The sequence below is a fragment of the Actinoplanes sp. NPDC051475 genome, from assembly GCF_040689425.1.
GTDB lineage: Bacteria > Actinomycetota > Actinomycetes > Mycobacteriales > Micromonosporaceae > Actinoplanes.
Window position 1 is genome coordinate 113,127 of the sequence record NZ_JBFAZZ010000018.1, and the last position, 12,293, is coordinate 125,419.

At 70.9% G+C, this 12,293-nt stretch carries 15 protein-coding genes and 1 tRNA gene; 11 read left to right on the top strand and 5 right to left on the bottom strand.

Annotated features, from left to right (window positions below):
* The first annotated feature begins 23 nt into the window (after positions 1 to 23).
* The gene (locus AB0368_RS31290; RefSeq protein ID WP_366157609.1) at positions 24 to 1,694 is read left to right on the top strand and encodes a DUF885 domain-containing protein; all 1,671 of its coding nucleotides are present in this window, start codon (positions 24 to 26) and stop codon (positions 1,692 to 1,694) included.
* 110 nt (positions 1,695 to 1,804) lie between these two features.
* A complete protein-coding gene (gene mtnA, locus AB0368_RS31295) occupies positions 1,805 to 2,767 on the top strand; it encodes an S-methyl-5-thioribose-1-phosphate isomerase (protein WP_366157610.1) in 963 nt (320 codons plus the stop codon).
* 93 nt (positions 2,768 to 2,860) lie between these two features.
* Here mtnA and AB0368_RS31300 read toward each other — a convergent pair whose 3' ends face one another.
* A complete protein-coding gene (locus AB0368_RS31300; RefSeq protein WP_366157611.1) occupies positions 2,861 to 3,028 on the bottom strand; it encodes a hypothetical protein in 168 nt (55 codons plus the stop codon).
* Between the two features lie 103 nt (positions 3,029 to 3,131).
* A complete protein-coding gene (locus AB0368_RS31305; protein ID WP_366157612.1) occupies positions 3,132 to 3,518 on the bottom strand; it encodes a hypothetical protein in 387 nt (128 codons plus the stop codon).
* Positions 3,519 to 3,764: 246 nt separating this feature from the next.
* Between AB0368_RS31305 and AB0368_RS31310 the strand changes: the two genes are divergently transcribed.
* A complete protein-coding gene (locus AB0368_RS31310; protein WP_366157613.1) occupies positions 3,765 to 4,508 on the top strand; it encodes a M23 family metallopeptidase in 744 nt (247 codons plus the stop codon).
* 89 nt (positions 4,509 to 4,597) lie between these two features.
* Here AB0368_RS31310 and AB0368_RS31315 read toward each other — a convergent pair whose 3' ends face one another.
* Positions 4,598 to 5,752 carry a hypothetical protein gene (locus tag AB0368_RS31315; RefSeq protein ID WP_366157614.1) on the bottom strand — a complete coding sequence of 385 codons (1,155 nt, stop codon included), beginning with the start codon at positions 5,750 to 5,752 and terminating at the stop codon, positions 4,598 to 4,600.
* Between the two features lie 103 nt (positions 5,753 to 5,855).
* Between AB0368_RS31315 and AB0368_RS31320 the strand changes: the two genes are divergently transcribed.
* From AB0368_RS31320 to tadA, 4 genes are all read left to right on the top strand, one after another.
* On the top strand, positions 5,856 to 6,833 hold the full coding sequence (locus tag AB0368_RS31320) for a prephenate dehydrogenase/arogenate dehydrogenase family protein (RefSeq protein ID WP_366157615.1): 978 nt from the start codon (positions 5,856 to 5,858) through the stop codon (positions 6,831 to 6,833).
* Positions 6,834 to 6,874: 41 nt separating this feature from the next.
* Positions 6,875 to 7,450: a DinB family protein gene (locus tag AB0368_RS31325; protein ID WP_366157616.1), complete on the top strand. Its 576-nt coding sequence runs from the start codon at positions 6,875 to 6,877 to the stop codon at positions 7,448 to 7,450.
* 152 nt (positions 7,451 to 7,602) lie between these two features.
* Positions 7,603 to 8,124 carry a tRNA adenosine deaminase-associated protein gene (locus AB0368_RS31330; RefSeq protein WP_366157617.1) on the top strand — a complete coding sequence of 174 codons (522 nt, stop codon included), beginning with the start codon at positions 7,603 to 7,605 and terminating at the stop codon, positions 8,122 to 8,124.
* Positions 8,124 to 8,573 carry a tRNA adenosine(34) deaminase TadA gene (gene tadA, locus AB0368_RS31335; RefSeq protein WP_366157657.1) on the top strand — a complete coding sequence of 150 codons (450 nt, stop codon included), beginning with the start codon at positions 8,124 to 8,126 and terminating at the stop codon, positions 8,571 to 8,573. The genes AB0368_RS31330 and tadA overlap by 1 nt, the downstream gene beginning before the upstream one ends.
* Here tadA and deoD read toward each other — a convergent pair.
* The gene (gene deoD / locus AB0368_RS31340; RefSeq protein WP_366157618.1) at positions 8,570 to 9,277 is read right to left on the bottom strand and encodes a purine-nucleoside phosphorylase; all 708 of its coding nucleotides are present in this window, start codon (positions 9,275 to 9,277) and stop codon (positions 8,570 to 8,572) included. The genes tadA and deoD overlap by 4 nt on opposite strands.
* Positions 9,278 to 9,387: 110 nt before the next feature.
* Here deoD and AB0368_RS31345 point away from each other — a divergent pair.
* Both AB0368_RS31345 and AB0368_RS31350 read left to right on the top strand, forming a co-directional pair.
* Positions 9,388 to 9,477, top strand: a tRNA-Ser gene (locus AB0368_RS31345).
* 145 nt (positions 9,478 to 9,622) lie between these two features.
* Positions 9,623 to 10,027 (top strand): DUF2809 domain-containing protein, encoded by a 405-nt coding sequence (locus AB0368_RS31350; RefSeq protein ID WP_366157619.1) that lies wholly within the window; start codon positions 9,623 to 9,625, stop codon positions 10,025 to 10,027.
* On the opposite strand, the gene AB0368_RS31355 is transcribed toward AB0368_RS31350, so the two are convergent.
* Positions 9,966 to 10,367 carry a glutaredoxin domain-containing protein gene (locus AB0368_RS31355; protein ID WP_366157620.1) on the bottom strand — a complete coding sequence of 134 codons (402 nt, stop codon included), beginning with the start codon at positions 10,365 to 10,367 and terminating at the stop codon, positions 9,966 to 9,968. The two genes, AB0368_RS31350 and AB0368_RS31355, sit on opposite strands and share 62 nt — an antisense overlap.
* Positions 10,368 to 10,406: 39 nt before the next feature.
* On the opposite strand from AB0368_RS31355, the gene AB0368_RS31360 reads away from it, so the two are divergent.
* Both AB0368_RS31360 and AB0368_RS31365 read left to right on the top strand, forming a co-directional pair.
* Positions 10,407 to 11,633, top strand: coding sequence for an SLC13 family permease (locus AB0368_RS31360; protein ID WP_366157621.1), 1,227 nt, complete (start codon positions 10,407 to 10,409; stop codon positions 11,631 to 11,633).
* A 5-nt stretch (positions 11,634 to 11,638) separates the two neighbouring features.
* Positions 11,639 to 12,073 (top strand): universal stress protein, encoded by a 435-nt coding sequence (locus AB0368_RS31365; protein ID WP_366157658.1) that lies wholly within the window; start codon positions 11,639 to 11,641, stop codon positions 12,071 to 12,073.
* The last annotated feature ends 220 nt before the right edge of the window (positions 12,074 to 12,293 follow it).

A 12,293-nucleotide genomic window follows, 5' to 3' on the forward strand; every position in this document is an offset into this window, starting at 1 on the left:
GTGGTCTCCCGTAAGGTCGCCCCGTGGGACAGATTGATGACCTCGCAAACCGCTACGTGACCGAGTGGGCGCCGCTCAACCCGACCGGCGCGACCTTCATCGGCGTGCCCGGCTACGACGACAAGCTCGACGACCTGTCGCCCGACGGCTTCGACGCACAGGCCGACCTCGTCCGCCGCACTCTCTTCGAGCTGGATCCGCTCGAGCCGGAGACCGAGGCGGAGAACGTCGCCAAGGACGCCATGCAGGAGCGGCTCGGCCTCGACCTGGTCCGCTACGAGTCGGGTGACATAGCGAGCGAGATCAACGTGATCTCCAGCGCCCTGCACGGCCTGCGGATGGTCTTCGATCTCATGCCGATCCAGGGCGAGGAGGCCGTGACCGCCATCTCGGCCCGGCTCGGCGGCTTCCCGCAGGCCCTCGAGCAGTACAAGCGCACCCTGCTCACCGAGGCGGCCAAGGGCAATGCGAGCGCGCGCATCCAGATGGTCGAGGTCGCCGAGCAGTGCGACGCCTGGACCGACCCCGCCCGCGACAACTTCTTCCACGGCCTCGCCGACAGGCTCGGCGCGCAGGGAGCGCTCCTCGCGGAGCTGCAACGCAACGCTGCCGCGGCCACGGCGGCCACTGCCGGCTTCGGACAATTCTTGCGTACGGAGCTCGCCCCGCTCGGCCGCGACAAGGAGGCGGCAGGGCGTGAACGGTACGCCCGTGCCTCGCAGTACTTCCTCGGAGCCAAGATCGACCTCGAGGAGACGTACGCGTGGGGCTTCGAAGAACTCGCCCGGCTGGAGCGCGAGATGCGCGCCGTCGCCGCCGAGATCGCGGGTCCCGGCGCCACCGTCGACCAGGCCGTCGAGGTGCTCGACGCCGATCCGGCACGCCGCATCCCCGGCAAGGAGGCCTTCCGTGACTGGATGCAGGCCACCGCGGAGAAGGCGATCTCCGAGCTGAACGGCACCCACTTCGACATCCCCTCGCCGGTCCTCACCGTGGAGGCGTGCCTCGCCCCCACCAGCGACGGCGGCATCTACTACACGGCTCCGAGCGAGGACTTCAGCCGGCCCGGCCGCATGTGGTGGGCGGTCCCGGAGAACCAGACGGAGTTCTCCACCTGGCGCGAGACGTCGACGGTCTACCACGAGGGCGTCCCTGGCCATCACCTCCAGATCGGCCAGACCATCTACCGCGCCGACCTCCTCAACCGCTGGCAGCGCCTGCTCTGCTGGTGCTCGGGCCACGGCGAGGGCTGGGCCCTGTACGCGGAACGCCTGATGGACGACCTCGGCTACCTCGCCGACCCGGGCGACCGCCTCGGCATGCTCGACGGCCAGGCCCTGCGCGCGACGCGGGTCATCGTGGACATCGGCATGCACCTCGAACTCGAAATCCCGCGCGACAACCCGTTCCGCTTCCACCCGGGCGAGCGCTGGACGCCGGAATTGGGCTGGGAGTTCCTCCGCGACCACTGCCGCATGCAGGAGGACGTGCTCCGCTTCGAGTGGAAGCGCTACCTGGGATGGCCGGGGCAGGCACCGTCGTACAAGGTCGGCGAGAGGATCTGGCTCCAGGCGCGCGACGACGCGAAGGCGCGCAAGGGTGCCGACTTCAACCTGAAGGACTTCCACCGGGACGCGCTGAACCTGGGGGCGTTGGGACTGGACCCGTTGCGGAAGGCGCTAGGCCGCCTCTGACCTGGTCATGCTCCTTGCCGGGCGGGGCTGGGCTGGGCGTCTTGCCGGGCGGGGTTGCGTGGGCGTCTTGCCGGGTGAGGGCTGGGGTGGGCGTCGATAGGCTGCGGCTTATGCGGACCATTGACTGGGTGGACGGCGCTGTGGAGCTCGTCGATCAGACTGCTCTGCCCGGCGAGCTCAGAATGTTGCGGGCCACGACCGTTGCCGAACTGGTGAGGGCCATTCAGACGCTGGCCGTGCGAGGTGCGCCAGCGCTCGGGGTGGCCGGTGCCTTCGGCGTGGCTTTGGCGGCGCGGGAGTTTGCCGGGGACGCTGAGGGGCTGGCCGGGGCCGTACACGATGTGGAAGTGGCCCGGCCCACCGCGGTGAACCTTGCCCGGGGTGCCCGGCGGGCCGCAGCCCGGCTCGGGGACGGGTTCGAGAGCGTCCTCGCCGAGGCGTGCGCCGTGCGCGACGACGAGATCGCGGCGTCGGAGGCGATGGCGGTGCTCGGGGCGGATCTGCTGGTCGAGCTGTGCGGAGGCCGGCCTCGGGTGCTGACCCACTGCAACACCGGTGGGCTCGCGGCCGTAGTGGGCGGTACGGCACTGGGCGTCGTGTTCGAGTTGCAGCGGCGCGGAGTCCTCGCCGGGGTCATCGCGAGCGAGACCCGGCCGTTGCTGCAGGGAGCCCGGCTGACCGCGTGGGAGTTGGCGCAGGCGGGCATCGAGTTCCGGGTCTCGGTCGACTCGGCCGGCCCGTTCCTGCTCGCCCGCGGCGAAGCCGACGCGGTGATCCTCGGCGCGGACCGGATCTGCGCCAACGGGGACGTCATCAACAAGGTGGGCACGTACGCCCATGCTCTCGGAGCCCAGCGCGCCGGCGTGCCGTTCGTGGTGGTGGCGCCGGAGTCGACGGTGGACATGGACACGCTGGACGGGGCGGCGGTGGAGATCGAGGACCGGGGCGCTGCCGAGGTGACGGCCTTCTCGGCGGCGGTCAACCCGGCCTTCGACGTCACGCCGCACGACCTGGTCACGGCGATCGTCACGGACCGGCGGGTCGTCCGGCTGGACCGGGGCGAGAAGCTCTGACCCTCCGCCGACGGCTGGCGGCGGGACGGCGGCCGAGGCAGTGGAGCGGACGGCGGCCGAGGCAGTGGAGCGGACCGCGGCCGATGCGGTGGATCAGTTGGCCAGCCGGCGGCGGTTGGCGATCAACTCGCGGATGCGGGCCCCGCGGAGGCGTCGGGGCTGGGTGTGTTCGCGGGCCGATTTCGCGTCGGCCAGAGCGGCAAGGAGCTCGAGCCTGCGACGGCGACGATCCGGGTCGAGTCGCTGCGGTACGTGGGCCATGAGGCCGAGACTGCCGAGGTGTTCGGCGTTCGTCAAGGCCGAGTGCGCTGCGCCACGGCGGCAGTACCGTTCGTCAATGACAGACGTGCTCAGAGCTGGACATTCACCACAGCGGCCAGTCACTGGTGGTGATCCATCTCGCACCTACGATACTGGCGGCTATCGATAGACCGAGGCCGCTCGCGAGGGCCACGCCGACGGCTGCGCCGCGGTCGCCGAACAGGGACAGGAAGCCTGCTACGAGCCAGGCGGAGATCGCGGCGGCCACGGTCCACCAGGCGTAGCTCAGCAGCTCGCGGCCGATGCTTCCGAACAGGGCGAACCACAGCGATGCCGCGCCGAGGCCGGAGAGCAGGGGGGCCGTCCGGATCGGGTGCGGTTCGCGGTAGACGGGGCGGGGCGGCAGGCGCGGCAGTGCTGGGGAGGCGGTCGGCGGCAACCATCCGGGTGGCGGGCTCGTCTCCGCCCACCCTCCGTGCTGCTCCGGCATGCCATTCCTCCCGGCGTCGGTGACTTCCTGCCAACCCTATCCAGGGTGACCGGCCCCGCGCGGCAGGACGACACCCAGAGGCGACGGCCCCGCGAGGCAGGACGACATAGACGCGAGGCAGGACGGCGCGGAGGAAAAGTGCTGGGTGAGCGAGAAGCCCGGAATGCCCCCCGCACCTCGCGGCGGATCGAGGGGAATCGACCGCTCGGGTCGGCAACCCTTGGCCTCTTCTGCCAGGATGGCGCGGTGGTTTCCGTACGTACTCTCTCGGTTCTGACCGTTGCCGCGTTCTCGCTGGCCGCCTGTGGAACGTCTGACGGCGGGTCGTCGGCGGGCGTGACACCGCAGTTCGTGGAGCCGTCGGCGACGACCGCCGCGTCCTCGCCCGCGTCGGCAGCGCCGCCTGCTGCCGCCGGCAAGGTCAGTGTGGCGCCCGCGCCGAAGAAGACACCGAGCAAGAAGCCGCCCGTTGCTGCTCAGAGCGTCAAGTACGTGTTTCCGGTGAAGGCTTCGAACGTCGACTTCCACCCGACCCACAGCAAGTATCCGGCGACGGACATCTTCGCCGACTGCGGTGAGTCCGTCGTAGCAACGACCAGCGGTGTCGTGCTCGAGATCAGCCTTAAGGACGCGTACGTCGAGGGCCGCCCGGACGGGCCCCTGAACGGCGGCCTGTCGGTGTCGATCCTCGGTGACGACGGAGTGCGCTACTACGGCTCGCACCTCAGCAAGGTGCAGAGCGGCATCAAGGCGGGCGTACGGGTCAAGGCCGGTCAGCAGCTCGGCAAGGTGGGGCACACCGGCAACGCCAACGGGGTGTGTCACCTGCACTACGGGATCTCACCGCCGTGCGCCAAGGTGGGCGACTGGAAGGTGCGCCGTGGGGTGGTCTGGCCCGCGACCTTCCTGACCTCATGGCGCAAGGGTGGCAGCAAGAGCCCGGTCGCCACGGTGAAGGCCTGGAAGGCCGCCCACAACTGCCAGGCCTGAGCCCGCCGCGCACAGCGGGCCCAGGGCTGCGAACGGACACAGGGCCGCATCCGTCACCCACGGATGCGGCCCTGCTGCATGGTCGAACCTCAGCTGAACTGCGCGAACCTCTTCTGTGACGCCCCGTTGATGGTGGTGAACGCGCCACCCGCCGCGAACGCGCCGACCGTCGTGCTGGTCGCCATGGTCAGGACGCCCTCGATGCCGTTCATGTTCGCGGTCCAGTCGCGCAGGTGGCCGTCGTCGATCGCCAGGGCGGCCAGCTTGATCCGGTCGTCCTGGCCGTCCAGGCAGACGCCCTGATCTCCGGTACGGGCGGTGCGGCAGGCATGGTCGAAGTGGCCGCCGACGTAGACGGTGTCGCCGAGGGTGGTGATCGCCTGGGAGTCGCCGTCGAAGGTCGCGCTCCAGCGCTTGCTGCCGGTCAGCGTGTACGCGGCGGCCGTCCCGCCCTGGCCGCCGTGCGCGGTGTACACGCCGTCCGAGGTCAGCGCGATGGCGAACACGATCACGGCCGGCTTGGGCTTGAACCCGGTGACGATCGCGGCCGACGCGGGGTCGAGGGCGACCAGGCGGTCGTACCCGCTGGTGCCGTTGACTTTGTGGAACTTGCCGCCGACGTAGACCCGGCCACTGCCGGCGGCGAGTGCCTCGACCTGGTCGTCGGCCGTGGGCTTCCAGGCCGCGTCGAGCACTCCCGTGGACAGGTCGAAGGCGGCGAGCCGGGTACGGACCTGGCCGTTCACCTTGGTCAGGGTGCCCCCGACGTACAGGCGGCCGTTCGCGGCGGCCAGGGCGTACGGCTTGCCGTCGATCGCGTGCTTGAAGGTGCTGGACACCGCGCCGCTGGTGGCGTCGAGCCGGGCGAGGCTGTCCCGCTTCTGCCCGCTGACGTAGCCGAACTCGCCGCCGACGTAGACCGACGACCCGCTCACGGCGATCGCCTTCACCCGCCCGTCGGCGCTGGGCGCCCAGGGCAGCAGCTCCCCTGTGTACGCGTTGACGGCCGCGAGCCGGCTCCGCGCGTAGTTCTTGCCCTTGACGACGGCCGACGTGAAGTCGCCCCCGATGTAGATCGTGCTGCCCGAGTAGGCCACGGCCAGCACGGTCCCGTTGAAGCCCGGCACGGCGTCCGACGTCTCCGACACCGCCGCCTGCGCGGGGGTCGCCGCCGTGGCGAGGACCGCGCCGAGGGTTGCCAGGACCACCATGCACTGCTTGCGAAGTTTGCCCCTGTACGTCACATCCCGAACGTAACGGCATTGATGTGGGTTATCTAGTGACGAAACGGACTAAAACTCACATGGCCGTACGGATGAGGTGAGCCGGTGTGCGAGAGTCACCGGCGTGAACGTCGCGGTCATCGGTCTCGGTCTCATCGGCGGCTCGCTGCTCCGGGCCCTCGCCGCCCATGGGCACGACGTGACCGGGTACGACATCTCCCCGGACACGCGCGAGGTCGCCGCGGGCGCGGGCACGGGCACGGGCACGGGCACGGGCACGGGCACGGGAGCCTGGCAGGTGGCCGACAGCATTGCCGCGGCCGCCGACGGCGCGGACGTGGTCGTGCTCGCCGTACCGTTGCCGGCCCTGCCGCCGGTCCTCCGCGAGCTCGACGGATTTCCCGGTCTCATCACGGACGTCACCTCGGTCAAGGTTCCGGTGCGGGATCTTCTCGACAATCGACGGTACGTGGGCGGCCACCCCATGGCCGGCAAGGCGGAGTCCAGTTTCCGCGCCTCCGACCCGCACCTGTTCGACGGCTGCGCCTGGGTGCTCTGCCTCGAGCCGGAGACTCCGCTCGAGGACTGGGTGCGCCTGGCCGGGCTCTGCACCGCGCTGGGCGCCCGGGTCGTCCCGGCGACCGCCGCCGAGCACGACGAGGCGGTGGCCCGGATCAGCCACATCCCGCACCTGCTCGCCGCGGCCCTGACGAATCTGATCGACGGGCATCCGCTCGCCGGCGCGCTCGCGGCCGGTTCGTTCCGAGACGGTACGCGGGTAGCCGCCACCCGCGCGGAACTGATCGCGGCCATGTGCGGCGGCAACGCGCCGGCCGTACGCGGGATCCTGCCGGACGTGCTGGCGGACCTGGAGGCGTACGCGGGGCGGCTGGCGGAACCGGACCCGGTCGAGGCGTTGACGCCGCTGCTGCGCCGGCCGGGGGAGCTGCGTCGGGGCTGGCCGGCTGCTGCGGTCGTACCCGTGGAAGTGGAATGTGATCGGGAAGCTCTTCTGGCCCTGGGACGCGCAGGCGGCTGGGTGACCGCCATCGGCCCCAAGCTGTCCGGAATGCGGCCGGAAAGTGACCTCAATGGCTCCTAGGCTCGAGACGTAGCCACGAAGAACGACGACAGGAGAACGTCATGCCCGGTCAGGTCGGTGCCATCAGCAACGAGCGCGAGGGGCTGCTCGCCTACCTCGCCCAGATGCGCTACGTGCTCAGGCTCACCGCGTACGGCCTCACCCCCGACCAGCTGCGCGCCGCCTCGACGGCGAGCCCGCTGACCGTCGGCGGCCTGATCAAGCACTGTGCCTCCACCGAGGAGAGCTGGATCGACACCATCCGCCGCGAGTCCCGCCCGGTCGACTACCAGGCGTACGCGGACAACTTCCGGCTCGCGGACGGCGAGTCCATCGAGGACGTGCTCGCCCACTACGAGCGGGTGGCGGAGCGGACCGAGAAGACCATCGCGGAGATCGCCGACCTGAACCAGGACGTGCCGGTCGACCACTCGGTGCCGTGGAACCCCAAGGACATCGACAACTGGTCGGTGCGCTGGGTCCTGCTCCACCTCATCCAGGAGACGGCCCGGCACACCGGCCACGCGGACATCATCCGCGAGGCCGTCGACGGCGGTACGGCGTACCCGATCATGGCGGCGGCCGAGGACTGGCCCGACTCGCCCTGGATGCAGAAATGGCAGCCGGCGGCGGGGTGATCGGCCGGGACGGCAGCCGGCCGGCCGTGTGCCACGGAACGATGCTGTGCCCGTACCGTTAAGAGAGCTTGTCTCCTTCGGGGCGTGGCGCTGCGCTCGGGCCGATGCAGCCGCTACCGTCTCGCTGAGAACAGACGTTCGTGGGGGGATTCGTGTCGACTTTCGCTGCCGCCGTAGCTCGGGGCAAGAACGGCTGGACGGCGTCCGAGCTGGAGCTCGCCGGGCTGGCCGACATCGATGAGGTGGTGGACAGGCTGCGGGACGCCGAGCCCGACGCCGACCTGTCGTTGCTCTTCGTCGAGGCGGACGACCAGTATCTGGTGATACTGCGCCTCGACGAGGGTGAGGACCTGCGGGTCTTCGGGTCCGACTCGGCGTTCGCCGACGAGTCGCGGCTCGGGGCGCTGCTGCTCGCCGACGTGGAGACGACGCCGGCCTTGGAAATCGACGACCTGGCCGCGGGGCCCGGCGACGACGACGAGGACGACCGGCCCGCCGCCGACCCGGACGCCGATCCGGTCGGGGACGTCGAGCTGCTCGCCGACCTCGGGGTCAACTCGCACCGGCTGCTCACCCTGTGCGGGCTCGAGGGCATGCTGCCGTCGGACGTCACCGCGGAGATCTGCCAGAAGCTCGGCTGCGGCGACGAGCTCGAGGAGCTGCGCGAGGCGTGATGCCCGGTCCCCGGCACGAGACGTGGATGCGCCGGGCCATCGCCGTGGCCTCCTCGTTCCCGGAGGACGTACCCGTCGGCGCGGTCGTCTTCGACGCGGACGGCAACGAGCTGGCCGCCGCCGGCAACGAGCGGGAGGCGACCGGCGACCCGACCGCGCACGCCGAGATCCTGGCGTTGCGGCGGGCCGCCCTGCTCACCGGCAGCTGGCGGCTGCCGGACTGCACGCTGGTCGTCACCCTCGAACCGTGCACGATGTGCGCCGGCGCGCTCGTGCTCGCCCGGGTCGGCACGCTGGTCTTCGGCGCCTGGGAGCCGAAGACCGGCGCGGTCGGGTCGCTCTGGGACGTGGTCCGGGACCGGCGCCTCAACCACCGCCCGGAGGTGTACTCCGGCGTGCTCGAGGCCGAGTGCTCGGCCCTGATGCGGGACTTCTTCCGCCGCTCCTAGGCGATCGCCGTGTCCAGGCCGATCTGCACCATGTCGGAGAAGCCCTGCTCGCGCTGCGCCGAATCCATCTTCTCGCCGCGCTTGATGTGGTCGCTGACCGTCAGGATCGTCAAGGCCTTCGCCCGGTAGCGGGCCGCGATCGTGTAGATGGCGGCCGACTCCATCTCGACCGCCAGCACGCCGTAGTCGGCGAGCGTGTCGTAGAGGTCGGGCCGGTCGGTGTAGAACGCGTCCGCGGCCAGGATCGGGCCCACCCGCAGCGCGACACCCCGCCGGTCGGCGACGTCCGCGGCGGTCCGCAGCAGCCCGAAGTCCGCCACCGGCGCGTAATCGATCAGGCCGTCGAAGCGCACCCGGTTCATGTTCGAGTCGGTGGCCGACCCGATGGCGGCGATCACGTCACCCAGGTTCAGGTCCTCGGAGAGGGCGCCGCACGACCCGATGCGGATCAGGGACTTGGCGCCGTACTCGTTGATCAGCTCGTGGCTGTAGATCGAGGCGGACGGCATGCCCATGCCGGATCCCTGCACCGAGACGGGCACCCCCTGCCACGTACCGGTGAATCCCAGCATCCCGCGGACCTGCGTGTAGCAGACGGGATCCTTCAGGAACGTCTCGGCGATCCACTTCGCCCGCATGGGGTCCCCGGGAAGCAGAACCCGCTCGGCGATGTCGCCCGGCTGCGCGCCGATGTGCACACTCATGCCTGGAGATCCTGCCAGGCGACGCTCCGGCAGGCGGCACTACCTGCCTGTTCGCGTGTGAAGGGCAACCCGGCGGCGAAGCCCGGGAGCGGTCGGGTAACCTACTTCGCGGTGGTGTGTCCGAGCGGCCTAAGGAGCACGCCTCGAAAGCGTGTGAGGGTGCAAGCCCTCCAAGGGTTCAAATCCCTTCACCACCGCCATTGGAAACGCCCGGCAGCTCACTGCGAGCTGCCGGGCGGTTTTGCTTTTTCAGGTACGGGCGCAGTCCAGCACCGTGGCGCACGCCGCGCCGCTGCCGTCCCGGCCTGATCACGCCGCCGTCGGCCGTGACCTAGCATCGCTTCCATGGTCAGGCGCCGGCTGTTCCCCCTGGCTGGGGCCGCTCTGGTCCTTGCCGTCGCCTTCCTGATCCGAGCGATCGCTGACGGGCCCGTCGAGCAGTACTCCGGCACCGCTCTCTACGCCTCGCTGATCTACGCCGGCGTCTTCGTCCTTCGCCCCGCGACACACCCGATCCTCGCCGGCGTCGTTGCGATCCTTTTCTGCTGGCTCGTCGAGTTCTTCCAGCTCACCGGCATCCCCGCCGCCCTGCCCGCAGCCCGCCTGGTCCTCGGTGCGCGCTTCGACCGGACCGACATGGCCTGGTATCCCGTGGGGGTCGTGCCGCTGGTCGTCGCCCACCTGGCGATCAGAGCGCGGCGCGGATCCGGCGGGGGTCGGGGTTCACCAGGGGCTCGCCCGCCAGGATGACCGTCGGGACGGTCTCATTGCCGTCGGCCACCGCGCGGACGGCGGCGGCGCCCTCCGGGTCCCGCCAGATGTCGACCCAGTGGGCGCGGTGGGCGCGCAGGCCGAGGGTCGCGCGGAGGCGCAGGCAGAAGGGGCAGCCCGGCCGCCAGTAGACGATCGGTTTGCCGTCCGCGGCGCTGCGGCGCTGGGCCTCCGCCGCCGGGATCGAACGGGGAAACGCCAGGGGCGAGAAGGCCACGGCCAGCGCGGCCAGGACGATCAGCGGCACCGGACCGGCGGCGAAGGTCAGAACGATGCCGGTGAGGAGCAGCACACCGGCGGGGAGCCATCGACGCAGCATGGTTTCGACGCTACGGGATGCGGGCACCTTGGGCGCCTTGTGATCACTGTGGTGACGCTCGTGCTGCTGGCCGGCGTACTCGGCTTCGCCGTCGTGCGGCCGGGTGGGCTGCCGGAGGCGGTCGCCGCGGTGCCGGCGGCGGTCATCGTCGTCGCGACCGGGCTGGTGCCGTGGCGGGACGCCCTGCGCGAGCTCGCCCATCTCGGGCCCACCGTGGGCTTCCTCGCGGCGGTTCTGCTCCTGGCCTATCTCGCGGACCGGGCCGGGGTCTTCCGGTACGCCGGAGCCGTCGCCGCCCGATGGAGCCGGGGCTCGCCGCGGCGGCTGCTCGGCATCGTCTTCGTGATCGCCTCGGTGGTGACCGCGGCGCTGAGCCTCGACGCCACGGTCGTCCTGCTCACCCCGGTCGTCTTCGCCACCGCCTCGACCCTGGCCGTACGCCCGAAGCCCCACGTGTACGCCTGCAACCACCTGGCGAACTCGGCGTCGCTCCTGCTTCCGGTGTCCAACCTGACCAACCTGCTCGCGATGTCGGCGGCAGGCCTGTCGTTCGTCGCCTTCGCCGGCCTGATGGTGCTGCCGTGGCTGGCGGTCATCGCGGTCGAGTACGTGATCCTGCGCCGCTTCTTCGCGGACGACCTGGGCACCCCGGCGCATCCCGGCGAGGTCGACCGGCCGGATCCGCCGCGGTTCGCGCTGGTGGTGCTCGGCCTCACGCTCGCCGGCTTCGCCGTCGCCGGTCCGGTGGGGGTGCACCCCGCCTGGGTGGCGTTGATCGGGGCGCTGGCTCTGGCCGTACGCGAAAAGGAGCCCGTGGGAACCCTCCTGCGCCGGGCCAATCCGGGGTTCTGCCTCTTCGTCCTGGCCCTGGGCGTGGTGGTGCTGGCGGTGAGCCGTGGCGGAGTCGGGTCGCTCGTCGACCGGCTGGCGCCGCGGCAAGCTGGGCTGGTCGGGCTGCTCGTCATGGCCGGGCTGGCGGCGGTGCTGGCGAACCTGGTCAACAACCTGCCGGCGACGCTGATGCTGCTGCCGGCGGCGGCGCATTCCCCGGGACTGGTCTTGGCGGTGCTGCTCGGTGCCAACATCGGGCCCAATCTCACGTACGTGGGTTCGCTCGCCACCCTGCTGTGGCGCCAGATCCTGCACGGCCGCGGGCATCCGCCGGTGACCGGCGAGTTCCTGCGGCTCGGGCTGATCACCGTGCCGGCCTGCCTGCTGGCCGGGGTGGCCGGATTGTGGCTGAGTCTGCGAGTGTCAGGCCTGTGAAGGTCATGGTGTGGCTCGACGAGGGCACGTGGGAGGCGTGTGTGGACGCTGCCCGCGAGCTGGGCGGGGACATCACCCTGCTGCACGTGATCGACGTCGGCACCGAGGCGGCGCTGAGCGGATCGGCCGGGCTCCTCGGACGGGTGGCGGGCGCCGATCCCGCCGAACTGCTCGGTGCGGCCGAGAACCGCCTCCTGCGGGCCGCTGTCGAGCGGCTCGACCGTACGGCGAGAACGCTCACTCTGCGTGGCCGGCCGGAGCGCGAAGTGGTGGCCGCATGCGCCGGAGCCGATGTGTTGATCCTCGCCCGCGACGGCGACCGGAGCCGGCTCGGGCCCCGCAGTCTGGGGCACCGCACCCGCTTCGTCGTTGATCACGCACCGTGCCGAATTTTCCTCGTCTGGCCGGAGGCGCCACCCCGCATCGGCTCGATTCCATGATCAAATGCGCTGGTGGGCGTGGGTTGCGTGTCGGTACCGTTTCGTCGCCCCGGCCCCGGCCTCGCCACCTGCGATGACTACGCAGAGTGTCAATTAGGAAGCCGCCCTAATACGGGCACCTCTCCGCAAGTCGTGGGGCGGAAAACCACCGGATCGGACAATGCGCTCCAACCTGCCGTCGAAAAACTTTCACAGATTCGCCTCGCGCAGAGTCGTCGAT